The organism is Bradyrhizobium sp. BR13661, from assembly GCF_029892425.1.
In the GTDB taxonomy this organism is placed as follows: domain Bacteria; phylum Pseudomonadota; class Alphaproteobacteria; order Rhizobiales; family Xanthobacteraceae; genus Bradyrhizobium.
Genome location: NZ_JARXWB010000026.1, coordinates 91,245 through 114,090, shown reverse-complemented (window position 1 = coordinate 114,090; position 22,846 = coordinate 91,245). Strand labels below are relative to the sequence as shown.

Genomic DNA, 22,846 nt, shown 5'->3' with positions numbered 1-22,846 from the left:
CTGTCCGCGCCTTCAACGAAGCGTCCCATCCGTGTCCTCCATCAGGAAACGGAGGAATCGTAGCCGACTCGTGGCTTTTCACACAGCCAGGGTCAAAATGCGAAGAACTCAGGTTGAGCAAATCTGGTCCGCTCTGGCGCGATGAGCGGACCTCCGTTAGACGCAGCGCAACTTCGCAGATGGGCCAAAGACCGACATTCTAACCAAGGCACTTCGCATCACCAACCAAAGGGGCCACATGGAATGTTCAACGCAGCAGCAAAGCCTCTCAGAAGATCTCTGAAGGTCAGTTTGGCTCTTGTTCGCACAGTGGGGACGCTTGTTCTAAATGTGCTACTGGCCTCAGCATTGTTAGTTTGAGGTTCCGGTTCGTTGGACGCTTTGTCGGTCATTCCAACTCCTTCGACTGATCTCCGAAGATCGGCCATCCGGCCGATCTACTCTTGAGTGCCAGACGGTCACTCAAAAGACTGGCCGAGGCTGCGATAGGCCAATTTTGCGTCGGCTCACCAGAGGGGCTGACTATTCGGGCTCGTTGTAAAACGGGCCGTGTTTGCGCTTTTGCCGCCATCCAACGACGAATGGTGGAACAGCGAAGCATGCCAAGACCACGACTATCGCCAAGTTTCGTCCAACAAGGTGGTAGTGCAAAAGCACTTGAGCTGCACCCGCTCCTGCGAAGAAACCAAATCCCGATGCCGTGTACTGCGATGTATTCCAGTCAGGTCCTTTGTTGATTGGCAAGCTCATGGGAATGCTCGCTGGGCGGCCACTTTTCAGGGGGCAAACGTGCGCTGCAAACTATTAATACTCATTGAAGTTGCATGCCTGCTTTGGGTCAATCGCGACGGTTTAGCCCCGGTATGTAAGGTCCGGTCTACCAGCCGATATATCCACCGCCGTAGGATGCGGCAGCGATGGGCCAACAGCGGAAGTAGCTAGGGCTAACGGGAAGCGATCCATGGCGGTGGCATGGCGAGAGCAGCCAACTCGAAGAGCTGGGAAAGCGCATCCGATGTGGAATCAGCCCGCACGATTTCTGCCGCGATCTCGTCGCCAAAGGCCTTGCCTGACATGTCCACGAGCTTCGTTCCTGGTGTTGCGGTACGCCACGTGTCCCAGATTGATGTCTGTTGATTTGTCAGGGCGAGTAGGTCGCGATGAAGATTTACATTCAAGAACCAAAGACCCCTATCGTCGCCGTGCCCGAACTCATCCGCCAAGGCGCCACCATTCCTGACCAAAATCCAAGCTTGACCCGCAGTAAGGTAGACATCGTTGGGCAAGTCCGAGGGATTGAACGCAATACCTAGCTCGTGAGCCTGCATCTCATCCAGCTGAGCATCGACACGATACCAACGCTGCTCCCGCTCCGACCAGTACTCGCAAATCCAGTGATCCTGGTAGGGCGCGGCGCTGAAATAGTTTGCAAAGCCGCATCGGATTCGCGCGGGAATGGCCTGATGTCTCAACATGCTGCAAAGCAACAAGGAATAGTCCCGGCACGTTCCGAACGTCCGTTGATGTGGCGGGCGCGGTACATCCAAAGGCTCATTGAGGGTCGCTTGGATCAGTCGCAATCGATCAGACGCCGATTGCGTTTCTCTTGGTCGCGCCATAGTGGCGGGAATTTCGTACTTGTCTGCCAACGAAACGTGGACGATGAGCTGCGATACCAGCTTACGCAATGCCGACACGTCTGAAGGCAGATGATCATACAGACTCCCGAATGTGCCGGGCTCTGTCATGTGGTCGTGCGCAGTGTATCGCTCTCGAATCGTCGGCATATCGGTGGGGAGACCTTCATTGATCGAGCTCAATCTACGCAATCTCAAGTTGACGGTCTATTGGGATCTATCGGTCTCCTCCTAAAGCCGTGATGTCTGTTGTGGGTCAAAATCGGTCCTGTCTAGAAGTGGACACAACTACGTCTCCAATCGTCTGGAAGCGGACGCGGGATTGGAAGGGCCCCGGGCTGGAAAATGACCGGCCTCACTATTTGAGGAGGTCAACATGACCGATACCATCCCTGCCGTTTCGAAACACGTTCCTTGGAATAAGGGGAAGATCGTCGGCGCAAAGCCGCCGCTCCGCCCTAAGCACGTCTGGTCAATCCGAACAAAGCTCCAGGTCGAAGGCCGAGCGCGTGATCTGGCACTGTTCAACGTCGCGATCGACAGCAAGCTGCGCGGCTGCGATGTAGTCGCACTGAAAGTCGATGATGTCGCGCCGGGTGGGTATACGGCCGATCGCGCGATCGTCCGACAGAAGAAGACCGGTCGACCAGTCAAATTTGAATTAACGGAATCGACCCGTCAGGCCATCGATGACTATCTGCGGGTGACCGCGAAGAAGTCAGGCGAATATCTCTTCACCGGACGGCGGCGGGCCGGACACATAACGACCCGCCAATATGCCCGCCTTATGTCCCGCTGGATCGCTGATATCGGATTGGACCCGCACCTGTTCGGGACGCATTCGCTTCGCCGGACCAAGGCGACCTTAATCTATCGCCGAACCGGCAACCTGCGAGCTGTACAGCTCCTTTTGGGGCATACCAAGATCGAGAGTACCGTTCGATATCTCGGCATCGAGGTCGACGACGCCCTCGCGATAGCAGAACAAGTTGACGTCTGACTACGGGGGCAGAGCAGACGTGATCTGCGCTGCCCTCACAGACGGCTCCAGGCCAACAGGGGACATTGCAAGTTTGGTCTGATATGAAAGAGACCGTCAGTCGGCGGCCTTGCAGGGGGACGAAATGAAGGGGGTGCGAGAGATAACCGGGGTTGTCTATGCCTCGATAGAAATAGTTCATTCCGTTGTGATTGTTCTCGCATTTGGTGGGTTCAATATCTCGATCATGCATTACGCCGGGTATTTGGATATCGCCTCCTGGCTTGCATTTGCTGGCTTTGCCGCGGCTGCCTTTTGGCATGTTTCCTATAAATGGTTGCGGGTGATTGTCGCACTCCTAGTTTTTTATCTCTTGCCGATTGCTCTTGCGATTGTTTATGCCCGATTTAGTTACTTGCTTTCGACCGAATGGATTTTCAGATCGCTGCCGATGTTGTTGGTCATTGGCTATCTGATCAAGCTTACCATTGCCGGACTCATTTATCTTTGGAGCGTTCGCCGAGAGCGCGTCGCCTTTGGGGCCGCCAGCACCAGTCCGGCCGCCTAGACAGAGACTGCTCCGGGTCATTCGCGTCGATTTAGCCGCGCGTCAGCGATTTCCGGTTTACCCCTAACCGCCGACATTTGGACGAACGCCGGTTTTCGTCCGCTCACGCGTTTTCCGCTGGTACGGCGAGCTCGCCCTGCTCGAGCGCGACGTTGCCGCACGCACGGGCGATTTGCCGATCGACACTTGGCTGGCCGACCTCTCGCGCATCGAAGACGCCGTCGCGAGAATTCACACGCCGACGGGATTCGCGAGCGAAGCCTACATACTGCGCGAACACGTCGGCCTGGTACGCGACGCCATCATTGCGCGGAACAAAATGCCTGCCACAATCGAAGCAAAGCGCGGGTCCGGGCGATAGTCCAGCACGTACGCAGGACATCCCGTTCGTCCGATCGTGCCACGATGCCAACATACGCCTGTTTTGCCCGACGGATCAAGAAAGTTTCGTAAAATCCGCAGACATCAGGATCGTGTGGCCATTAGGCTATCGTTGTCAGCGACTTGGCTACTGTGCATGGGGTTGTTTTCGCGCTTTGCGTTGAGCAGCCACGCGCGGCGTTTCTCAGGTGTCAGTGACGCTTGAAATACTGCACGTCGCGCTCGTGCTTCTCGGCTGCCGCGCGGCTCTTGAACGTGCCGAGGTTGCGCCGCTTGCCGGTCTTGGGATTGACCTTGCGTGAGTAGAGCCGGTATTCGCCGGATGCGAGCTTGCGGATCATGCTTGCGCCTCCTGTTTGCTGCTTTCCAGGTCAACCCGCTTCGCGCGCGGTCCGTTCCGTCAGGGCTGTCCGTCACGGTTTGGCCTGCGGCGCGAACTGCTGATTGGCGAAGGGCTGCGGATCGGACGGAACCTTGATGACGACGAAGCTGCGTTTCATCGACCGGTGACAGGCGTTGCAGCCCTCCGTCAGATCACCCAGCGCCTTTGCGAATTTGCGGCCGTCCTTTGCCGCAATGGCGTCGGACGCCGCCTGCAACGACGGCTCGAGTGTCGTGACGTTGCTGACCGGAATGCCGGAATAGAGCAAGGCAGCCTCGACCAGACTCGCCTTGAGCTGGTTCAGCTCGAAGGCGGCGAGCTCCCAGTTCTGCGCCCGCGCGGCCAGCCAGAGCTTCTGATGTCGCGTCTGCGCGGCGCCCATGATGTCGCCGAGCCGCGGCACGTATTGATCCGCGGACGGTGATTTGAGGTCCTGCGCCGCCACGGTCGTGGCCACCGCCAGGCTGGCCAGCGCCAGCACCCACCCTCGAAGTATCATTGCAAGTCTCCAGTCTTTTTGAAGACCCAGTCTACGACGCGCCGCCCCCGAAGGGCTTGCGCCTGATCAAGGACCGCGAGCTAGAAGCACAACGTGGTGACGAGCCTGCCCTGCTTGTCCTTGATCGCATAGGGGCAGCGCAGCCGCTCCAGCGCCTTCTTGGCGTCCTCGTCACCGAGAGCCGCGGCACGCTCGTAATAGGCCTTGGCGGCGTCCTTGTCCTTCGGACCACCGCGGCCCTCCTGCGCGAAGGCGCCCATCCGCTCCAGCGCGCCGGGATGGTTTTGCGCGGCCGCCTTCTCGAACAGCGCGCGTGCCGCGACGTCGTCCTTCTCGCCGCCATCGCCGTTCGAGAGCATCAGGCCGAGCTGGTACTGCGCCTCCGCATTGGTCTCCGCGGCCTTGCCGAGCAGCGTGCGCGCCTGCGCGGGATCGGCAGGCCCCCCGCCACCGGCGCTGCCGAGCGCCGCGAGGTTGGAGACGCCGCGAGGGTTGCCGGCCTGCGCCGCCTTCTCGAACAGCTTTCGCGCCTGCGCCTCGTCCTTCGCAACGCCGGCGCCGGTGCCATAGGCGACGCCGAGTTCGACCATCGCCGCGCTCGACCCCTTGTCGGCGGCCTTGCGCCAGGCAGCGAGCGCGTCCGCCATCTGCCGGTTGGCCGCATAGGCGCGGCCGAGCGCATACATCGCCCGGCGCGACGATGCTGACGCCTGCTTGCAGAACTTGATGGCGGTCGTGACGTCGGCGGCAGCGATCTCAGACACGCCTTTCACGTCAGCCGGCTTGTCGGGGTCGCTGGGATCGGCGGCGACACGGTCGCACAGGACGAGATCGGCCGATTGCGCGTGAGCGGCGACGGGCGCCGCAAGAGCGAAGAGAGCTGCAAGGAGATAGACGCGCATAGGCGCCAAATTGCATCTCCGTCCCGGCGTTTTCAAGGCTCGAGTCCCGACTGGCGCAGCACGGGCACGACCTCGGATGAGGCCAGAAATCGCAACAGCCGGTCCGCGGCTGCGGCCTGCTTCGCATCCACCATGCGGCCCGCGGAGAACACGGCTGGCGTCTGCAGATCATGCGGCACCGGGCCGATCACCTCGATGCCTTCGACCTGCTTGAGCTCGCTGATCTGCTGCACGGCCAGATCAGCCTCGCCGCTGACGAGCCGTTCCGCCGTAAATCCCTGCTCGACGATGGTGGCCTTGGCGTTGATCTCATCTGCGATGCCCATGCGCGCGATCAGCCGGGCGAAGTACACGCCGCTCGCGCCGAGACGCGAATAGGCGACGGACCGCGCCGCGAGCAGCGTCCGGCGCAGCGCGGTTTCAGTGGCGATATCAGGATGCGGCTGCCCTGCCCGCACGGCAAGCCCGACATAGGAGCGCGCGAGGTCTGCCGCCGTGTCTGCGATCACGCGCCCCTCGGCGATCACCTCATCCAGCCCCTCGCGCGTGAGGATGACGAGATCGGCGGCCTCGCCGGCGCGCAGGCGCTTCAACAGCGCCAGCGTCGGTGCGAAGTCGGCATCGACGTGAATGCCGCTCGCCGCCTCGAACGCCGAAGACAGGCTGCGCATCGCGCCCATCAGGCCGAGCGTCGAGAGCATGCGAACTTTGTCCATGGGCGATGTCCCTGATAATCAGGCGCGATGCATCAGCTTGAGCGCGGCGGTCAGGCGCAGGCTGCGCTTGCCGGCCAGCGCCGTTGCTTCCAGCACCGCCTGATCGTCATCATAGCTGCCGGCGAAGCCGATGCCGACCTCGTGGCCGCCAAAGATCGGATCGTCCTTGGCCGGCGTGTGCTCCTGGTTGAGGATCTGCCCCTTCCAACGGCCGTTCGCGGCGGTGTAGCTGCCGAGATAATAGAACGCGGCATCGCCGCCGAGGATGCGACCCCGGTTGAGCAGCATCACGCCGGTCAGGCCGCCATCGACGCCATCGAGCATGCGCAGGTGAATGGAGTAAAGGCCGTTCGTGATGCCGGCCTCGCCGACGCTGCCCGCGATCGGCACCTCGTCCTCGGTGATCGGCGTCATCACCGACTGGAAGGGAACGCCGGGCAGCTCCTTCAGTTCGCCCTTGAAGCGATAGAGGTCTCCATCCGCCCAGCCCTTCGCGATCAGCGTCGCATCATCGGTGCCGGCCATGGCGCGGTAGTTCGGATCGGGATTGTGGCGAACGGTCTTGATGACGATGTCGACGCCGTCGGCGGTCTTCTCGTAGGTGCCGATATGGGCGAACGCCGAGTTGCCGCCGAGCATCTTGCCATTGCCGGCATGCATCACGCTTCGGCCGACATTGTCGCCAAGCTGAAACCGAACCTTGTAGAAGCCTTCAAACACCCGCCGTGTCCCCGGCTCCGCGCACATCCTGCGGCACTCTATCCCGGTTTCAGCCGGGATGGACAGGCTTCACGCCGGCATGGCCGCCAGACCCACAAAAAGCGCTGTCATCGGATAGCAAAAATCCGCCGGAGCTTGTCAGCTCCGGCGGAATGAAAGGCAACCCGGGCCAGCCCCCCAGCCCGGGCCGGGAGGATCTTAGGCGACCGCCTTCTTCTCGGTCGGCACCGAGGCGATCGTCTTCAGGATCTGCGAAGCGATCTGGTATGGGTCGCCTTGCGAGTTCGGACGACGGTCTTCCAGATAGCCCTTGTAGCCGTTGTTGACGAAGGAGTGGGGAACGCGGATCGACGCACCGCGATCGGCCACGCCGTAGCTGAACTTGTTCCACGGCGCGGTCTCGTGCTTGCCGGTCAGACGCTTGTCGTTGTCCGGGCCGTAGACGGCGATGTGGTCCATCAGGTTCTTGTCGAAAGCGGCCATGAGCGCTTCGAAGTACTCCTTGCCGCCGACCGTGCGCATGTACTCGGTCGAGAAGTTGGCGTGCATGCCGGAGCCGTTCCAGTCGGTGTCGCCGAGCGGCTTGCAGTGGAACTCGATGTCGACGCCGTACTTTTCGGTCAGGCGCAGCATCAAGTAGCGGGCCATCCACATTTCGTCAGCGGCCTTCTTGGAGCCCTTGCCGAAGATCTGGAATTCCCACTGGCCCTTCGCGACTTCCGCGTTGATGCCTTCGTGGTTGATACCGGCCGCGAGGCAGAGGTCGAGATGCTCTTCGACCATCTTGCGCGCGATGTCGCCGACGTTCGAATAGCCGACGCCGGTGTAGTACGGACCCTGCGGCGCCGGATAACCGGAAGCCGGGAAGCCGAGCGGACGGCCGTCCTTGTAGAAGAAATATTCCTGCTCGAAGCCGAACCACGCGCCCTCGTCGTCGAGGATGGTGGCGCGCTTGTTGGTCGAGTGCGGCGTCTTGCCATCGGGCATCATGACTTCGCACATCACCAGCACGCCGTTGGTGCGGGCGCCGTCCGGGAACACAGCGACCGGCTTCAGCACGCAATCGGAGCTGTGGCCTTCGGCCTGCTGGGTCGAGGAGCCGTCGAAGCCCCACAGCGGAAGCTGCTCGAGCGTCGGGAACGACGAAAATTCCTTGATCTGGGTTTTGCCGCGCAAGTTCGGAGTCGGCGTATATCCGTCGAGCCAAATGTACTCGAGCTTATACTTGGTCATTGAGCCTCTCTGTAGATGATGCGAAAGGTGGGGTTGAGAGCCCCGCACGTTTGTACCCGGCCATCATCGGCCGCCCCCCTACAAGCATTTTGCGTGCCAATAGGCCGCAATGCAGGACGTTTTCCACCGCCGGCAGCCGCCACCCGAGGGCGGAAATCGTCCCCACCGGCGTGCGTCATAGCGGCGCACCTTTCCGTGAAGCTGCGCTGCAAAAATTCCGCGGAAAACGCCTGATTCTGGAGCAGGCCATCTCCTGCCGGAGGTTACCGATCAAAGGCGCATCAACGTCCGGCAACTTTCGAAAAGCCGCCCGCCCCTGCCTAGCAACCTTTGGAATGGCCTAGGCGTTAGTCATCGGCACGGTGCCTTAGGGCGTGCAGACCGCCGTTTGCTCAAGAATTGGGCGGAAACTGATTTCCTTTTCAGCACTTTGCATTTCGGAGTGCGAGGCCGATATGGGAATTCCAGTAACCACATCAGAACGAGTCGGGCGCACCATGGAGGCCAAGGCGCTTCGAGTCAGGAGCATTTACAATGTTGAACAACGGACTAAGCCACGGATCTGCGAAGATCTATCAATTCCCTGTCGGGGGCCGCGCGGCTCTCGCGGGGCGGCGCTATGGCGAGACCCGCATTCCCGCCGATCACGCTTCGCTACCCGCGAATGCATCGGTCTGCAGCGATAGCTGGTACCACCAGGACGCAGTCGACGAAGCAAAGCCCAAATGGGAACGCTAATGCCAGTGTCAGGATTGAGACCGCCGCGCCCTCTCAAGCGCTCGACGGAAGTTTGAAAAAGGGTCGAAACAACGGAGTTTCGACCCTTTTTGATTCTGGCTGGACGTCTGTCTACAGCGCGGGCTTTTCGATCACTGTGCAAGCCGTGATCGGTCGTTTCAAATGCTTGACCGTGGTGGCTCCGCTCTTGTCGATCCTCAGTGTGATGCCCGCCCCCGAATAGCGCGTGCCCGAAACCGTCAGGCGCTTGGCAAGCGTCGCCGGCTGGCCGTCGATCTGGAGGAAGGCGCGAGTGTCCTGGTCATAAAACCCCACGATGAACTGCGTACCATCAGCGCAGCGATAGGTTCGGAACGTCTGTGCGTCGGCCTGCCGCGCGCCGGAAATTCCAGCCGACAGCATGATGATCCCCAAAAGAATGGCCTTGTGCCGGCCCATGATCGCCCCCTGTAATGGTCCGTCGGCAACATAACAAAAGCAGATCCAATGTCAGACTCCCCTGCCCGTCATCTCGCCCTGCAGGGCGCCAGCAATTTTCGCGACCTCGGCGGCTACGCCACCACAGACGGCCGCACGACGCAATGGCGCCACATCTTCCGCTCCAATCATCTCGGCCAGCTTACCGCCGGAGATATCGAGATGGTCCGCGCACTTGGCGTCAAGAGCGCGTTCGACTTCCGCGGCGTTGAGGAGCGCACGGGCGGCGTCTGCGTCGTGAACGAGATCACCGTGCATTCGCTGCCGATCGAACCGACGGTGGTGGCGTCGCTCCGCGCCGAGCTCGCCAGGGGCGCGCTAACCGGGCCGGTCGCGCTCGAGCTGATGCGCGAGTCCTATCGCAACTATGTCCGGCACAACACGCACAGCTTCCGCATGCTGTTCGGCCATCTGCTGGAGGACCGCGCCCCGCTCGTGATCCACTGCACCGCCGGCAAGGACCGCACCGGCTTTGCCAGCGCGCTGATCCTGCACGCGCTCGGCGTGCCCGATGACGTCATCGCGGAAGACTATCTGCTGACCAATCGCCACTACAAGCGCGACGTGTCGAGCGTCTCGGATCTGCCTGCCGACGTCCTGGACGCCATCGGCTCGGTCAACGCTTCCTATCTCGAAGCGGCTTTCCAAGCGATCGACAGTGAATATGGCGACATCGAAGCCTACTTGCGCGACGGGCTCAAGCTCGGCACAGCAGAACGAACTGCGCTGAAGGCGCGCTATCTGCAAGCATAGGCCGCAACGCCGGGAGAAGCGATGATGCAAGGCAAGGTTCTGGTCGTGACAGGGGCGCTTGGCGCGCTCGGGCGGGTCGTCGCGGAAATCGCCCAGTCACGCGGTGCCCGCATTGCTGCCATCGATCATGCGCCGTCGCAGGTGCCGGCGACGACCGAGCGCATCGAAATCGGCGGCGTGGACCTGTCCGACTCCGCGCAGGCAAAGGCGGCGATTGAAGCCGCCGTGAAGCATTTCGGCAGGCTGGATGCCTTGGTCAACATCGCCGGCGGCTTTGCCTTCGAGACCGTCGGCGACGGCGACATCAAGACGTGGCACCGCATGCATGCGCTGAACGTGCTGACGGCCCTCAACGCCTCGCACGCGGCCCTGCCGCATCTCGCCGCCTCGAAGGCGGGCCGCATCGTCAATATCGGCGCGATCGGCGCGCTCCAGGCCGGCGCTGGCATGGGGCCTTACGCGGCGTCAAAGGCAGCCGTACATCGCCTCACCGAGGCCCTGGCCAATGAATGGAAGGGCAAGGTCACCGTGAATGCGGTGCTGCCGTCGATCATCGACACCAAGGCCAACCGCGCCGACATGCCGACAGCGGACTTCGCCAAATGGGTGACACCGCAGGAGCTTGCCGAGGTGATCCTGTTCCTCGTCAGCGACGCCGCGAGCGGGGTGACAGGCGCGCTCATTCCGGTGAGCGGACGAGTGTGATCAATCCGGCACCAGCAGCCGCAGATTGCCCTTGAAGCGGATGCTCTGCTTGCCCGCGAGCGCAATGCCTTCGCCATAAGCGGTCTCGTCGGTATAGGTGCCGCTGAAGCCGATGGTCACGACCTTGCGGCCCCACACCGGTCGTTCGTCGAATGTGGGCGAATGCTCCTCGTTGGTCAGCTCGCCTTTCCACTTTCCGTCGGCGCAGGCGTAGCTGCCATAGGCGAAGAAAAACGAGTCGCCGCCGCGCATGGTGCCATCGCGCAGCACCATGACGCCCTGATTGCCGCCCTGGACGCTATCCAGGAACTCGATCCGGATGTGATAAAGCCCGTTCCTGATCGTCATATTCGCGAGCGCTCACCAGTTCCCCGCGCGTGGATATAGCTGGCTTCACCGCATCCGGGCAAATGCCGATCAGCCCTTGGTCCGATCCGGGCTAGACTGGCCACAGCTGATTCTCCGATCGGAAACTCGCCTTGGAAACCGCGCTCTATCTCCCCGTCAAACGATTCCTCGAAGGGCTCGGCTTCGACGTGAAGGGCGAGATCCGCGGCTGCGATCTCGTCGGCCTGAGCGCCGGCGATCCTCCGATCGTGGTGATCGGCGAGCTCAAGCTCGCCTTCAACCTCGAGCTGATCCTGCAGGCCGTCGATCGCGCGCCGGCAGGCGACGAGATCTGGATCGCGGCAAAAATTTCGGCACGAGGTAAGGGGCGCGAGAGCGACGCACGCTATCGCAATCTCTGCCGCCGCCTGGGCTTCGGTATGCTCGGGGTAACCGACAACGGCCAGGTCGAGGTGCTGGTGAAGCCGCCGACGACTGCTCCCCGCCGCGAGCCGAAGACGCGCTCGCGGCTGGTTGCCGAGCATCAACGTCGCCAGGGCGATCCCGTGCTCGGCGGCAGCACCCGCGCGCCGATCATGACGGCCTATCGGCAGCAGGCGCTGGCCTGCGCATCAGAGCTTGCCGCTGGCCCGCGGCGCGTACGCGAACTGCGCGAGCGCTGTCCCGATGCCGGCAAGATCTTGCTTAACAATGTGTATGGCTGGTTCGAGCGCGCCGACCGCGGAATCTACCGGCTGACCGAGGCCGGCCACGCCGCACTGAAGCGCTGGCCGCAGGCGCTGGTCAAAACAATCGCGCGCGAGGCATCCGTGCCCTAGTGGCATTCACTTTGGGGGAACTAGCATGATCGTGGTGACTGGCAGTGTGACGGTCCGGCCCGATACATTTGAGGAAGCTCGCCGCCTCAGCCTCGAACACGTCCATCGTTCGCGCCAGGAGCCCGGTTGTGTCTCCCATGCAGTGCACGTCGACTGTGAGAATCCGCTCAAGCTGGTGTTCTTCGAGCAATGGACCGACCGCGCGGCGCTCGCGACCCATTTTGCGGTACCCACGTCCGGTGAATTCGTGAGGAGCTTGCGCTCACTTGCCGCGGGACCAACGACCCTCGAACTTTACGACGCGACCAGGCTTGAGAAGCTTTGAGTGCATAGCTGAGATGCCACACCAATTTCATATTGCAATGCAACATCTCCGGCACTAGGTATCCCGGCATCAAAACGAGGCCGTTATGAGCGCAGACTGGAATACCAAATATGGCACGCGGCGCGTGCGCCACGATCCGCCCACCCTGGACGAGGCAATCTTCGCCGCCATCGGCATCACCGACGACCAGGATCAACAGGCCGAGATCGCCGCCGCTCTGATGGGCATGCCGCTCGAAATCGTTCAGGCCGAAGTGAAGAAGCAGGCCCGCACCAACAGCCGCATCACCGCGACGCGCGTGATTGCCGGCGAACAGGGCGCGCAGCGCTCCGTGGTGGTCGAGCGCCGCGTTGTCCGTCGCTTCGGCAATGACAAGCGCACGGGCACCTGAGCGCTCATCCCCTGCCCCAAAACAAAAGCGGACCGGTCTCGCCGGTCCGCTTTTTGATTCCAGGATCTTTGATTTCAGGCCTTTGATGTCAGGCCGCGCGATTGCCGTACATGCTGGAGATCAGCTTCCAGCAGGTCGAGTTGAAGCTGAGCAGCGCGCGGCCGACCTTGAACGGCGCGGCTGCGAGATCGGCAAGCTCGTCCTCGGGCGTCTTGGTCAGATCGATCGTGCCGGTGGATTCGCCGTGGCGGAATTGCAAGTGCGCGCCGAACTTCCTGGCGAGCGCACGCATCGCGTGGTTCTCCGCGCCCGTGGTGATGCGCAGGCTCTTGTAGCCCTTCCAGCGCGCCTCCGCGATCAGGCGGCTGAACAGCACGGTGCCGACGTTCTGACGGCGGGCGGAGGCTTCCACGCTGAAGGCGACTTCGGGCAGCGAATCGCCCTCCGGCGGATGCAGCTCGGCCGCCCCCCGGACCACACCGTCGACGATATAGGCGACAATGACGGTGCCATCATCCGCACAGCGGGCGGCGTAGCGCTCGATAAAACTGTCGTCGAGAAAACCGTTGAAGCGGTCGTGCCGGCTTTCGGCATCGAGCCTGAGCAGGTGATCGCGCAAAAGCGGCAACTCTTCCTGCTGGCTCAGGGTTCGCACATAGCCCGGAACGGACGTCGCGCGAGCGGTCTCTTCAAGTGTCACGTCAAAACTCCTCTTGGTGTCCCTCAAGGAGGCGTTCGAATCCCTAGGCCTCCAATATTGTGCGTCGCAGCAAATTTTTCAAGACGGAAACCTGCTCAAGTTTGAGGCAGCTGGAACGACTAATTCGTTAACAAAATCAAGGCCCCGTAGTCTTACAGGACCAGCTGCGTCTGGGTCACAACAGCGACCAGTTTGCCGTCCTCAGTCTCCAGCCGGGTGGTCCAGACCTGGGTCCGGCGCCCCCGGTGAACGGGCGTCGCGGTGGCGATCACGATGGTCCCCTCCTTGGCGCCGCCAATGAAGTTGGTCTTGCTCTCCAGCGTGGTCGTGCCCTTGGCATCTTCAGGCAAGTTGATCACGGTTGCGGCCGCGCCGACGGAATCGGCGAGTGCCATCACCGCGCCGCCATGGATGGTGTGATGCAGTGTGCACAGATCCGGCCGCACCGTCATCCGCGCCACCACGCGATCCTTCCCGGCCTCGACAAACTCGACGCCCTTGAGCTCGGCAAACGGCATCTTCATCGCTTTAAGCTTTTCGAGCGGCGTCATCGATCCCCTCCCAATTCGTTGTTGTCTCAGCGTGAATTGGTTCGCGCGGCAAAGCAATGACGTCCGAGGTAATGGCCGCCGTGACGTCGGCGCTCGCGCCGTGGAGAACGCGCGCCCTGCTCACGTCACCGCGTTGATGATCTGATACTCCGGCCGGCGCCACACCTCACCTGCGATCACCTCCTCGATGATCTCGGCCGCCCGCATGATCTCGCTCTCGCCGATGTAGAGCGGCGTGATCCCGAACCGCATGATGTCGGGCGCGCGAAAATCGCCGATGAGGCCGCGGGCGATCAGGGCCTGCATGGCAGCGTAGCCACCATCGAAGGCGAAAGAGGCTTGTGAGCCACGGCGCTCGTGCGCACGCGGGGTGACAAGCTTCAAAGACGGACAGCGGCGTTCGACTTCGGCGATCAGGAGATCGCCGAGCGCCAGCGAACGCGCGCGGACCTCCTTGATGTCGACCCGGTCCCAGATATCGAGCGAAGCCTCCAGCGCCGCCATCGCCAGCACCGGCGGCGTCCCGACGCGCATCCGTTCGACGCCGCCGGCAGCCGCATAGCCGAGCTCGAACGCAAAGGGTTTAGCGTGCCCCATCCATCCCGACAGCGCGGCGCGTGCACCATCTGCATGGCGCGGCGCGACGTAGAGGAAGGCCGGCGCGCCGGGGCCCGCATTGATATACTTGTAGGTACAGCCGGCGGCGAAATCGACGCCGCAGCCGGCGAGATCGACCGGCAGCGCGCCGGCCGAATGCGCGAGATCCCAAACGGTGACGATCCCAAGCGCATGCGCCTTTGCCGTCAGTTTCGCCATGTCGTGGCGGCGACCGGTACGGTAATCGACCTCGGTGATGTACAACACCGCGATCTCTTCCGACAGCGCAGCCTCGATCTCTTCCGGTGCCACCAGGCGCAGCTGATGTCCGCGTCCAAGCGTCGCGATCAGGCCTTCAGCCATGTAGAGATCGGTCGGAAAATTGCCGGTATCTGACAGCACGACCTTGCGCGATGCGCTCATGTCGAGCGCCGCGGCAAGTGCCTGATAAACTTTGAGCGACAGTGTATCGCCGACCATCACCGAGCCGGCTTCCGCGCCGATCAGTCGCGCGATGCGGTCGCCGACACGGCGCGGCTGGGCATACCAGCCCGCGGTGTTCCAGGCACGGATCAGCTCAACGCCCCACTCCGTGGTGATCACCCGATTGACGCGCTCGGCGACACCTCGCGGCAGCGCACCGAGCGAATTGCCGTCGAGATAGATCACGCCGTGAGGCAAATGGAACAGCGCTCTGGTGTCGTCGTAGACGCGAAGCCTGATCATGAACAATCTCTACAGAATGGTGCGGACGCGCCAGAGCTCGGGGAACAGCTCGACCTCCAGCATGCGCTTGAGATAGCTGACGCCGCCCGTGCCGCCGGTGCCGCGCTTGAAGCCGATGACGCGTTCGACCGTCGTGACGTGGTTGAACCGCCAACGCCGGAAATAATCCTCGAAATCGACCAGCTTCTCGGCGAGCTCGTACAACATCCAGTGCGTCTCCGGCGCCTCATAGACGATACGCCACGCCTGCAGCACGCCCTCGCTGAAGCTATGGGTCTCGCGGACATCGCGCGCCAGCACGGTCGCCGGCATCTTGAGCCCGTTGCGATCCGCCAATCGCAGCACCTCGTCATAGAGGCTCGGCGTCGCGAGCTCGGCTTCGAGCAGCCTGGTCGTTTCCAGATCGTGCGCGTGCGGCTTCAACATGGCGTGGTTGCGGTTGCCGAGCAGAAACTCGATCAGGCGGTACTGGCGCGACTGGAATCCAGAGGACTGGCCGAGCTGGGACCGGAAGCGGGTGTATTCGCTGGGCGTCATCGTGCGCAGCACATCCCAGGCGTTGTTGAGCTGCTCGAAGATGCGCGACATCCGCGCCAGCATCTTCATCGCCGGCGACACCTCGTCCCGGGCGATAGCGCGACGCGCGGCGCTGAGTTCGTGGATGGCAAGCCGCATCCACAGCTCGGTGGTCTGATGCTGGATGATGAACAGCATCTCGTCATGCGCTTCCGACAGCGGATGCTGCGCCCCAAGGATCGCATCCAGCGCGAGGTAATCGCCATAGGACATGCGCTGGGTGAAATCGGTCTCGGCACCTTCTTTTGCGGGATCGTAATCGCTGGACGTCATGACAAGCCCTCTCGATCGATCATCCCTGCGTCAGTCAGTCGAGCCCGATCAGGCGCGCGGTGATCGGCGACATTGGATCCTTCAGACCATCGATCACGGTGAAATGGTTCAGCCCGGGATCGACGACGAGGCGCGTCGGCACGTCGAATCCGGTCCAGACGTTGGCCAGCAGATCGGACTGGCGGATGAACTCAGGCCGTTCGCCGCCACCGACCCAGGCGGTCACGGGCGAATGCCCGCGCGGCAGATGCAGCGCAGCACTTTCGAGCATCGCCTCCTCTATGGTCATGCGCAGCGTCTCGTTCATCTTGGTCTTCAACAGCGGGCGCAGATCGTGCAGGCCGCTGATCGAGAGCGTGCCGGCGATGCGGTTGAAGACAGCAGGCTCGAGCCGGCTGTCGTCGCAGAGCATGCGCGTGACGAGATGACCGCCGGCGGAATGGCCGGCGAGCCGGATTGGACCGGCGACGAGCGAGGCCGCTTTCGCAATTGCCGCCGTGATCTCGGCGGTAATGTCGGAGATGCGCGCGGCCGGTGTCAGCGTGTAGCTCGGCAGGCAAACGGTCCAGCCGTGGTGCCGCGCGCCTTCGGCAAGATCGGTCCAGGTCGATTTGTCGAAGCGCATCCAGTAGCCGCCATGCACGAACACGACGAGGCCCTTGCTGTCGCCATCGGGCAGGATCAGGTCGAAACGCTGGCGCTCTCCGGACCCATAGGCGATATCGGGGCGAAAGCTTTTCAGCCCTGCCCGGTAAGCCGCGGCCCGCTCCGCCCACTGCGCCGGCATCTTGTCCGAGCCCGGGATATGGGCCGAATTGGCATAAGCATCATCCCAATCGCGCATCTTCTCTCCCTGGGACTCGTCTAGCGAACCAGGCGCCAGTCTGCCACCGCTCAAGGCGGCATCCTAGTCTTTCTTTTAAGCTTAAAGGATTTTGAGGAGCCCGCATTTCGGGCACCAGATCGGCAGGATATTGCCGCCAAGACGGATCTGGCAGTCAACGCCGTCATTGCGAGCGTAGCGAAGCAATCCAGAACCGTTCCGCGGCAATAGTCTGGATTGCTTCGTCGCAAGGGCTCCTCGAAATGACGGAGAGAGAGCGAGGCGGCTCGCTACGCCTTCTCCACCCCGCACCACTCCGCGATGAACAGCGCCATCGCCTTGGTGGTCTTCTTCAGCGAGTCCAGATCGATATATTCGTTGAAGCCGTGCATCTCGCCGCCTCTGGCGCCGAAGCACAGGCTGGGGATGCCGTGGTTGAGGCCGTAGAAGCGCGTGTCTGTCAGCGCGGTGAAGACGAGGTCTTCGACCGCGCCGCCATAAACCCTGTTGAAGGCCTTGCCGAATGCCGCTTCCGGCGCGGCAGAGTCGGTCAATTCATAGCCTTCCGACAGGAAGCCCGACCATTCGACCTCAGGCGGATTGTTGGCGAGGAAGCGGTGGTTGCGCGAGGCCGCCGCGACGCACGCCAGAATTTCCTTCTGGTGGTCCGCGATCGACCAGCCCGGCAACACGGCAATGCGGCAATCGACGTCGCACCAGGCCGGCACGCTGGACGCCCAATCGCCGCCCTTGATGATTCCAGGATTGAAGTTGATCGGGTGATTGAGCGCCTTGAAGTGGCGATCGGCCTTCGCCCGCTCGTTCCATTCGATCTCGAGCTTTTGCACCGCCTGGATCAGGTGATACGCCGCCATGATTGCGTTGGCGCCCGAGCCGGCATGCGCGACATGAACAGGATGGCCCTTCACCCTCAGGCGAAACCAGATCACACCGACCTGCGAGCGCACCATCTTGCCGCCGGTGGGCTCGGGGATGAAGCAGGCATCCGCGCGATAACCGCGCTGCAGCGTCGACAGTGCGCCGACGCCGGTGCTCTCCTCCTCGATCACCGACTGAAAGTGAATCCGCGCGGTCGGCTTGAGGCCGGCCGCCTTGATCGCATCCAGCGCATAGAGCGCACCAATCGTGCCCGACTTCATGTCGCAGGCGCCGCGGCCGAACATCTTGCCGTCCTTGATGACGGGCGAGAACGGCGGCGTGTCCCATAGTTCCAGCGGCCCCGCCGGCACGACATCGCAATGCCCCTGCAGGATCAGCGATTTGCCGGCCTCGGTGGTCGGGCGATAGGTACCGACGACGGTGCGCGCCTTGGAGAAATCATGCTCGATCGGGCCGAACCCGCGCAAATCTTTGAGATCGTCGACATTGATATGCCAGTCGTCGACCTCATAGCCGCGCGCGCGCAGGAGGTCGCCGATCATGTCCTGGCACGGTCCCTCCGCTCCGCGGGTCGAAGGGATCGCGACGAAATCACGGGTGGTCGCAAGCTGGGCTTCGAAGCCGGCATCGACGGCGTCAAGAATCCTCTGCTGCGTTTCGGCATTCATCAGGCAAACTCCGGGCATCCAACGGTCAAGGGTGCGCGCAAGCTAGCCGATTTCAGCCGTTCGGGTACTCCACAAAATATGCATCCCGCAATGCATCTTCGAGCAGTCGGCCTTCGGAATAGCCATTGAGTGTCGCAGGCCGGCTCACCCCATCGAGCAATCGAGGGCACGGCTCCGGCGCACCGAGCACGGTGCGGACGGGAATGCGCTCGGCATAAACAGGCAATTCGTAGTCCTCCTCGTCATCGGCGACGCCCTTGGCGCGGACCTTTGCCGAGGCCTCCTCGATCTCCATCGCAATGAACGAGGTCGCCTTGGTTTCTTGCGGATTGCTCGCCCGCAGGCTCGCCGTGCGATCCGGGAAGAAGCGATCCACCATCGCGACCACGGCTCGCTCCTTCTCCGCAGGGTCCGTGACGAGATAGGCGGTGCCGAACGCCATCACCGCGCGGTAGTCGGCCGAGTGGTTGAAGCCGCAGCGCGCCAGCACGAGGCTGTCGAGATGGGCCACCGTCAGGCAGACGCGCTCGCCTTTGGTCTGGTTGCGCAGCATGCGACTTGCGCTGGAGCCGTGCCAGTAGAGCTTCGTCCCTTCGCGCCAGAAGAAGGTCGGCGTGCAATAGGGCTGCCCGTCGATGACATAGGAGACGTGGCACATCATCGAGGAATCCAGGATGCGGTGAACGGTCGCGTGATCGTAGAAGCCGCGGTCGTGCCGGCGCTTGACCTGGTTGCGCGCCGACGTCGGATAGGAATTTTGGCTCTCGGTCTGGCTCACGGCCGCTCCTCATCGTGTCTGGAACTCGTCCAGCGCAGTTGTAGCGGCGCATTTGGTCTGCGATAGTGCCAATTCCATGCAAAAAATTCCGACCAATTCTCCAGCCAAAGCCGAGCTGCCGCTCGACCTGGCCGGCCCGCATATCACCGCCGGCGGCTCCTCGGCGCACCGGCTTTATCAGGCGCTGTGTGAGATGATCGTCGGCGGCCTCGTCAAATCAGGAGAGCCGCTGCCGCCGTCGCGCACGCTGGCCAGGCAGACCGGCTTTCGGCGCAATGCCGTCGTCACCGCCTATGAGCGCCTGATCGCCGACGGATTTGCGCAAGCGACCGTCGGCTCGGGCACGTTCGTGGCCGCGCGCATTCCCGCGCGCGCCGCAGCCGCGAAGAAACCGAAGGTCGTGGTCGAGGCCCCGCGGCAAGGCGCGCTCGCACTCGGCTGCACGCATATCGACGAGCGCGCGCTGCAGCGCTTTCGCGCGTTCGTCGGCCGGCGCATGCGCGCCTTCGGCAGCGAGCACCTGCATTACGGCGATCCGCGCGGCAGCCGCGAATTGCGCGTCGCGATCGCCGATCATCTGCTGTCGGCGCGGGGGCTCCGCTGCGACCCCGACCAGATCATGCTGACATCGGGAACGCTGCACACCCTGCGCATCGCTCTCGGCGCGATCCTGAAGGCCAACGATCAGGTCTGGTGCGAGGACCCCGGCTACCCCATCGCGCGCAGGACCATCGCGCAAAGCGGCTATCGCACGGTGCCCATCCCGGTCGACGCGCACGGCCTGCAAGTTTCGAAAGGACGCACCGCAGCGCCGTTCGCGCGCGCGGCTTACGTGACACCATCGCACCAGTTTCCGCTGGGCGTGCAGATGTCGATGCCGCGCCGACTCGCGCTGCTGGACTGGGCGAAGCAGGCCGGGGCTTTCGTGTTCGAAGACGATTACGACAGCGAGTTCCGCTATGACGGTGCGCCCTTGATGTCGCTCGCCGGCATCGATCAGCTCCAGCGCGTGATCTACATGGGCACGTTCGCCAAGACGCTGTTTCCGGGCCTGCGCATCGGCTATTGCGCCCTGCCCGAGCGCCTGATTGCGGACGTCACGGCCGCGCGCGCTGCGCTCGACCGTTTTCCTGGGACGCTGATGGAAGGCGCTGTCGCCGACATGCTCAATTCGGGCGCATTCGCAGCGAACCTGAAGCGCGTGCGAAAACTCTATCGCGAGGCGCGCGATGCGCTGGCCGAAACGCTCGAAGCGGCGTCGGATGGGGTGCTGTCAGTCCCGGTGCCGTCGCAGGGCCTGCACCTCGTCGCGCGGTTCGATCCGTCGATTGCCCCGGTGATCGCGACTGAGGCGAAGCAGGCGGCAAGCGCGGAAGGCTGGCTGCTCGCCGACACCTATGCGCGGGCGCGTCCACTCCCCGGCTTTGTGCTGGGATTTTCCGGGCACGCGGTTCCAGAGCTCGTCACCGCCGCCGAACGGCTTGCGCAGGAGGCGCGCGCCGCCTTGCGCAGCAAATCGGCGCGGCCGGGGTGACAAAGGTTCACTATCAAAATCGCCGGCCGCTCCGTAACATCGCGACATCGATTCCGGGATATCTCATCATGTCACTTGTCACGACGCTTGGCCGCGCAGCCCGCCTCTCGCTGCTGATTTCCACCACGCTTGCCTCGACGGCCTCCGCGACCACGGTCGGACGTGATCAGGATATCGTCGATCTGAAGCTCGGCCAGCGCGTGCTCGTGGATGACGGAACCTGCCCGGCTGGGCAGGTCAAGGAAGTGCGCGGTTCGAAGATGACGGACAAGGGCGTCGTGCGAACGTCATCCTGCGTAGCGCGATTTGGTCCCAAATCGAAATGAAGTCGAAGTGACGGCCTAAGACTTCGCCGGGTCGAACATGCATTGCAGGGTCGGCTTGGCGATCTTGGTGAAGGTCGCGCCGATCTCGCTTTGCTTTGCCGCCGGCACCCAATCGGTCTCGATCGTGGGCACTCCGGTCTCGCTGATGCCGCGCAGCAGCGCCTCGCGCAGGTCTCGGTCCTCGACCATGGCCGCGGCGTGATCGTGCAAGCAGCCGCAGACCTCTTCCGGATGCTCCCACCGCCCGAGCATGCGCGGCGCACATTGCCTCACGAACTCAGTGCGCGGATCGGGCAACCTACTCGTTGCACGCACCTGCGCCTCGACGGGGCTGATGGTCAGGAGGGAGAGGAACGCCGCGGCGCAGAGACGAAAATACATGGTGGCCTATGTCGGCTGATTGTCTGCTGCTGATCAGAAGCGCGCAGCCAGGACGATCTGCTGCGGCGCCGCAGTGGTGATCGGCGAGCCGCTGTACTGGAAGGTGCCAATGCCGGGCAGGCTACCGTCCGGGCTACCTGCGAACGAGGAACCGACGAGCACGAAACCGAAAGCAAGGATGAAGCTGAGCGCGCGCATGGACTTGTCTCCGAATTGCGTGGCCGGCAGTGCCGCCGTCGTTGTCAACCTGATAACCATCAGCGGTTTCTTCCGTGATGCGCCCAAAGCCCAAAATGGTTTCGTTCCCGGTGAGAATTGTTTCGTCGCCCGTGATGCGACGAAACAATTCCCGGAAAACATCAATCATTTCAGATGTGGCGCTTGACGGCTTGAACCTGCATGGCAGCGACCGTCCGCACAAGACGAAGCGACGCGGTCACATCGGCGACGTCCGCGCTTCACATGCATTTTACGGTTTTCTGCTGAAGAGAGCCCAAACGAAGGCCGGTCCCGGCGATGAACGAGGGAGATGAACCCAGGATTCGTTGGGCACGACCGAAGCCTTCGAAAACCAATGCCCATCAACCGGGCTCACACATTTGAGGAATGGCCATCATGATGGCGCAAGATCGCGCAACGGCGCGCGAGCCGGCCCAACAAACGGACCGCGCCGATCTCCCGACCGGTTCGGCCGGCCCCATGGCGCTGCAATCAGGCCGCGGCTATGAGGCTACGCCGCAAGCCTTCGTCCGGCTGAGCGGCTCGCACCTTGCGAAACCGCGCAGCCCCCGCGCTCACATCACTGAGTGAAGAAGTCAGCGCACTTCTGGACGTTCCCGTCCGCCGGTCCCCACGGCATGATCGGCACCGTCGAGGTCGAGTTCTTTGGCGATCCCTCGATCAACTTGTCCGAATAGACCATGTAGACCAGCACATTGCGCTTGGCGTCGCAGCCGCGCACGATCTGCATCTTCTTGAAGAAGAGCGAGCGGCGCTTGCGGAACATGTCGTCGCCCTGCTCCATCTTGTCCTTGAACTTGATCGGACCGATCTGGCGGCAGGCCAGCGAGATGTCCGAAACCTCCTCGGCAAGGCCGAGCCAGCCCTTGAAGCCACCCTTCTCGGGCACCGTGAAATGACAGGCGACGCCCTCGACCTCGGGGTCGTCGAGGCCATAGGTCGCGAGCTTGTCGTTCGGGCTCATCCATTTGAACACGGTGGAGCGGCGAAAGATCAGATCCGGTTCGTCGGCAGCCTGCGCGGACGCCGCGGGCATGGCCAATGCCAGAAGGAATAAAGCAAGGCCTTTCAAGCGGATGCCGGAAAGACCGGGGAAACGAGATGACATGAAGTTCTCCGGTAACAAGTCCCCACAATGTAGGCATGGGAGGTCCCGTCGGAAAGGTGACGGGCAGCGAGCGCGGCCGCCGTTTACCGCTCT

31 protein-coding genes are annotated in these 22,846 nt (G+C 62.6%); 12 read left to right on the top strand and 19 right to left on the bottom strand.

What is annotated here, in order from left to right:
• Positions 1-944: 944 nt before the first annotated feature.
• On the bottom strand, positions 945-1,820 hold the full coding sequence (locus M2427_RS32015; protein ID WP_280710793.1) for a transglutaminase-like domain-containing protein: 876 nt from the start codon (positions 1,818-1,820) through the stop codon (positions 945-947).
• Between the two features lie 193 nt (positions 1,821-2,013).
• Here M2427_RS32015 and M2427_RS32010 point away from each other — a divergent pair, with 193 nt between their 5' ends.
• Together M2427_RS32010 and M2427_RS32005 are read left to right on the top strand one after the other, a co-directional pair.
• Complete coding sequence (locus M2427_RS32010) at positions 2,014-2,637, top strand: tyrosine-type recombinase/integrase (protein ID WP_280710792.1); 624 nt, start codon at positions 2,014-2,016, stop codon at positions 2,635-2,637.
• Positions 2,638-2,761: 124 nt separating this feature from the next.
• On the top strand, positions 2,762-3,184 hold the full coding sequence (locus M2427_RS32005; protein WP_280710791.1) for a hypothetical protein: 423 nt from the start codon (positions 2,762-2,764) through the stop codon (positions 3,182-3,184).
• Positions 3,185-3,756: 572 nt separating this feature from the next.
• Here M2427_RS32005 and M2427_RS32000 read toward each other — a convergent pair.
• The 6 genes from M2427_RS32000 to M2427_RS31975 all read right to left on the bottom strand — a co-directional run bounded on the left by M2427_RS32000 (position 3,757) and on the right by M2427_RS31975 (position 8,017).
• Positions 3,757-3,906 carry a hypothetical protein gene (locus M2427_RS32000; RefSeq protein WP_084292415.1) on the bottom strand — a complete coding sequence of 50 codons (150 nt, stop codon included), beginning with the start codon at positions 3,904-3,906 and terminating at the stop codon, positions 3,757-3,759.
• Between the two features lie 72 nt (positions 3,907-3,978).
• Positions 3,979-4,446: a hypothetical protein gene (locus M2427_RS31995; RefSeq protein ID WP_280710790.1), complete on the bottom strand. Its 468-nt coding sequence runs from the start codon at positions 4,444-4,446 to the stop codon at positions 3,979-3,981.
• A gap of 80 nt (positions 4,447-4,526) precedes the next feature.
• Positions 4,527-5,348 carry a tetratricopeptide repeat protein gene (locus M2427_RS31990; protein ID WP_280710802.1) on the bottom strand — a complete coding sequence of 274 codons (822 nt, stop codon included), beginning with the start codon at positions 5,346-5,348 and terminating at the stop codon, positions 4,527-4,529.
• Positions 5,349-5,380: 32 nt separating this feature from the next.
• Positions 5,381-6,064, bottom strand: a complete 684-nt coding sequence (locus tag M2427_RS31985) for a substrate-binding domain-containing protein (RefSeq protein WP_280710789.1) — start codon at positions 6,062-6,064, stop codon at positions 5,381-5,383.
• An 18-nt stretch (positions 6,065-6,082) separates the two neighbouring features.
• Positions 6,083-6,784: a GrlR family regulatory protein gene (locus tag M2427_RS31980; protein WP_280710788.1), complete on the bottom strand. Its 702-nt coding sequence runs from the start codon at positions 6,782-6,784 to the stop codon at positions 6,083-6,085.
• Between the two features lie 198 nt (positions 6,785-6,982).
• Positions 6,983-8,017, bottom strand: coding sequence for a glutamine synthetase beta-grasp domain-containing protein (locus tag M2427_RS31975; protein ID WP_280710787.1), 1,035 nt, complete (start codon positions 8,015-8,017; stop codon positions 6,983-6,985).
• Positions 8,018-8,551: 534 nt separating this feature from the next.
• Between M2427_RS31975 and M2427_RS31970 the strand changes: the two genes are divergently transcribed.
• Entirely contained in the window at positions 8,552-8,755 is a 204-nt protein-coding gene (locus M2427_RS31970) for a DUF2735 domain-containing protein (protein WP_280710786.1), read from the top strand.
• Between the two features lie 111 nt (positions 8,756-8,866).
• On the opposite strand, the gene M2427_RS31965 is transcribed toward M2427_RS31970, so the two are convergent.
• Positions 8,867-9,193, bottom strand: coding sequence for an MliC family protein (locus M2427_RS31965; RefSeq protein WP_280710785.1), 327 nt, complete (start codon positions 9,191-9,193; stop codon positions 8,867-8,869).
• A 48-nt stretch (positions 9,194-9,241) separates the two neighbouring features.
• Between M2427_RS31965 and M2427_RS31960 the strand changes: the two genes are divergently transcribed.
• Both M2427_RS31960 and M2427_RS31955 read left to right on the top strand, forming a co-directional pair.
• Complete coding sequence (locus M2427_RS31960) at positions 9,242-9,985, top strand: tyrosine-protein phosphatase (protein ID WP_280710784.1); 744 nt, start codon at positions 9,242-9,244, stop codon at positions 9,983-9,985.
• A 24-nt stretch (positions 9,986-10,009) separates the two neighbouring features.
• Entirely contained in the window at positions 10,010-10,690 is a 681-nt protein-coding gene (locus tag M2427_RS31955) for an SDR family oxidoreductase (RefSeq protein WP_280710801.1), read from the top strand.
• Here M2427_RS31955 and M2427_RS31950 read toward each other — a convergent pair whose 3' ends face one another.
• The gene (locus tag M2427_RS31950; RefSeq protein WP_280710783.1) at positions 10,691-11,038 is read right to left on the bottom strand and encodes a GrlR family regulatory protein; all 348 of its coding nucleotides are present in this window, start codon (positions 11,036-11,038) and stop codon (positions 10,691-10,693) included.
• 131 nt (positions 11,039-11,169) lie between these two features.
• Between M2427_RS31950 and M2427_RS31945 the strand changes: the two genes are divergently transcribed.
• From M2427_RS31945 to M2427_RS31935, 3 genes are all read left to right on the top strand, one after another.
• The gene (locus M2427_RS31945) at positions 11,170-11,856 is read left to right on the top strand and encodes a DUF2161 family putative PD-(D/E)XK-type phosphodiesterase (RefSeq protein ID WP_280710782.1); all 687 of its coding nucleotides are present in this window, start codon (positions 11,170-11,172) and stop codon (positions 11,854-11,856) included.
• Positions 11,857-11,881: 25 nt separating this feature from the next.
• Positions 11,882-12,181: a putative quinol monooxygenase gene (locus M2427_RS31940; protein ID WP_280710781.1), complete on the top strand. Its 300-nt coding sequence runs from the start codon at positions 11,882-11,884 to the stop codon at positions 12,179-12,181.
• A gap of 85 nt (positions 12,182-12,266) precedes the next feature.
• Positions 12,267-12,572 (top strand): hypothetical protein, encoded by a 306-nt coding sequence (locus tag M2427_RS31935; protein WP_280710780.1) that lies wholly within the window; start codon positions 12,267-12,269, stop codon positions 12,570-12,572.
• Between the two features lie 88 nt (positions 12,573-12,660).
• Here the strand turns inward: M2427_RS31935 and M2427_RS31930 are convergent, their stop codons facing one another.
• The 7 genes from M2427_RS31930 to M2427_RS31900 form a co-directional block, all read right to left on the bottom strand.
• Positions 12,661-13,272, bottom strand: a complete 612-nt coding sequence (locus tag M2427_RS31930) for a GNAT family N-acetyltransferase (RefSeq protein ID WP_280710779.1) — start codon at positions 13,270-13,272, stop codon at positions 12,661-12,663.
• Between the two features lie 152 nt (positions 13,273-13,424).
• Complete coding sequence (locus tag M2427_RS31925) at positions 13,425-13,823, bottom strand: PaaI family thioesterase (RefSeq protein WP_280710778.1); 399 nt, start codon at positions 13,821-13,823, stop codon at positions 13,425-13,427.
• A 120-nt stretch (positions 13,824-13,943) separates the two neighbouring features.
• Entirely contained in the window at positions 13,944-15,146 is a 1,203-nt protein-coding gene (gene kynU, locus M2427_RS31920; RefSeq protein WP_280710777.1) for a kynureninase, read from the bottom strand.
• Between the two features lie 9 nt (positions 15,147-15,155).
• Complete coding sequence (kynA, locus tag M2427_RS31915; RefSeq protein ID WP_280710776.1) at positions 15,156-15,995, bottom strand: tryptophan 2,3-dioxygenase; 840 nt, start codon at positions 15,993-15,995, stop codon at positions 15,156-15,158.
• 34 nt (positions 15,996-16,029) lie between these two features.
• On the bottom strand, positions 16,030-16,839 hold the full coding sequence (locus tag M2427_RS31910; protein ID WP_280710775.1) for an alpha/beta hydrolase: 810 nt from the start codon (positions 16,837-16,839) through the stop codon (positions 16,030-16,032).
• Positions 16,840-17,108: 269 nt separating this feature from the next.
• Positions 17,109-18,386 carry an ArgE/DapE family deacylase gene (locus M2427_RS31905; RefSeq protein ID WP_280710774.1) on the bottom strand — a complete coding sequence of 426 codons (1,278 nt, stop codon included), beginning with the start codon at positions 18,384-18,386 and terminating at the stop codon, positions 17,109-17,111.
• 52 nt (positions 18,387-18,438) lie between these two features.
• Positions 18,439-19,164: a pyridoxamine 5'-phosphate oxidase family protein gene (locus M2427_RS31900; protein ID WP_280710773.1), complete on the bottom strand. Its 726-nt coding sequence runs from the start codon at positions 19,162-19,164 to the stop codon at positions 18,439-18,441.
• Between the two features lie 76 nt (positions 19,165-19,240).
• On the opposite strand from M2427_RS31900, the gene M2427_RS31895 reads away from it, so the two are divergent.
• Together M2427_RS31895 and M2427_RS31890 are read left to right on the top strand one after the other, a co-directional pair.
• The gene (locus M2427_RS31895) at positions 19,241-20,698 is read left to right on the top strand and encodes a PLP-dependent aminotransferase family protein (RefSeq protein WP_280710772.1); all 1,458 of its coding nucleotides are present in this window, start codon (positions 19,241-19,243) and stop codon (positions 20,696-20,698) included.
• A gap of 68 nt (positions 20,699-20,766) precedes the next feature.
• Complete coding sequence (locus M2427_RS31890; protein ID WP_280710771.1) at positions 20,767-21,024, top strand: DUF6719 family protein; 258 nt, start codon at positions 20,767-20,769, stop codon at positions 21,022-21,024.
• Positions 21,025-21,039: 15 nt separating this feature from the next.
• On the opposite strand, the gene M2427_RS31885 is transcribed toward M2427_RS31890, so the two are convergent.
• Together M2427_RS31885 and M2427_RS31880 are read right to left on the bottom strand one after the other, a co-directional pair.
• Entirely contained in the window at positions 21,040-21,405 is a 366-nt protein-coding gene (locus M2427_RS31885) for a hypothetical protein (RefSeq protein WP_280710770.1), read from the bottom strand.
• 33 nt (positions 21,406-21,438) lie between these two features.
• Positions 21,439-21,603 (bottom strand): hypothetical protein, encoded by a 165-nt coding sequence (locus M2427_RS31880; RefSeq protein ID WP_280710769.1) that lies wholly within the window; start codon positions 21,601-21,603, stop codon positions 21,439-21,441.
• On the opposite strand from M2427_RS31880, the gene M2427_RS31875 reads away from it, so the two are divergent.
• Together M2427_RS31875 and M2427_RS31870 are read left to right on the top strand one after the other, a co-directional pair.
• Positions 21,602-21,790, top strand: a complete 189-nt coding sequence (locus M2427_RS31875; RefSeq protein ID WP_280710768.1) for a hypothetical protein — start codon at positions 21,602-21,604, stop codon at positions 21,788-21,790. The two genes, M2427_RS31880 and M2427_RS31875, sit on opposite strands and share 2 nt — an antisense overlap.
• Positions 21,791-22,020: 230 nt before the next feature.
• On the top strand, positions 22,021-22,215 hold the full coding sequence (locus tag M2427_RS31870; protein WP_280710767.1) for a hypothetical protein: 195 nt from the start codon (positions 22,021-22,023) through the stop codon (positions 22,213-22,215).
• Here the strand turns inward: M2427_RS31870 and M2427_RS31865 are convergent.
• Positions 22,205-22,753 carry a CreA family protein gene (locus tag M2427_RS31865; RefSeq protein ID WP_280710766.1) on the bottom strand — a complete coding sequence of 183 codons (549 nt, stop codon included), beginning with the start codon at positions 22,751-22,753 and terminating at the stop codon, positions 22,205-22,207. The two genes, M2427_RS31870 and M2427_RS31865, sit on opposite strands and share 11 nt — an antisense overlap.
• Between the last annotated feature and the right edge of the window lie 93 nt (positions 22,754-22,846).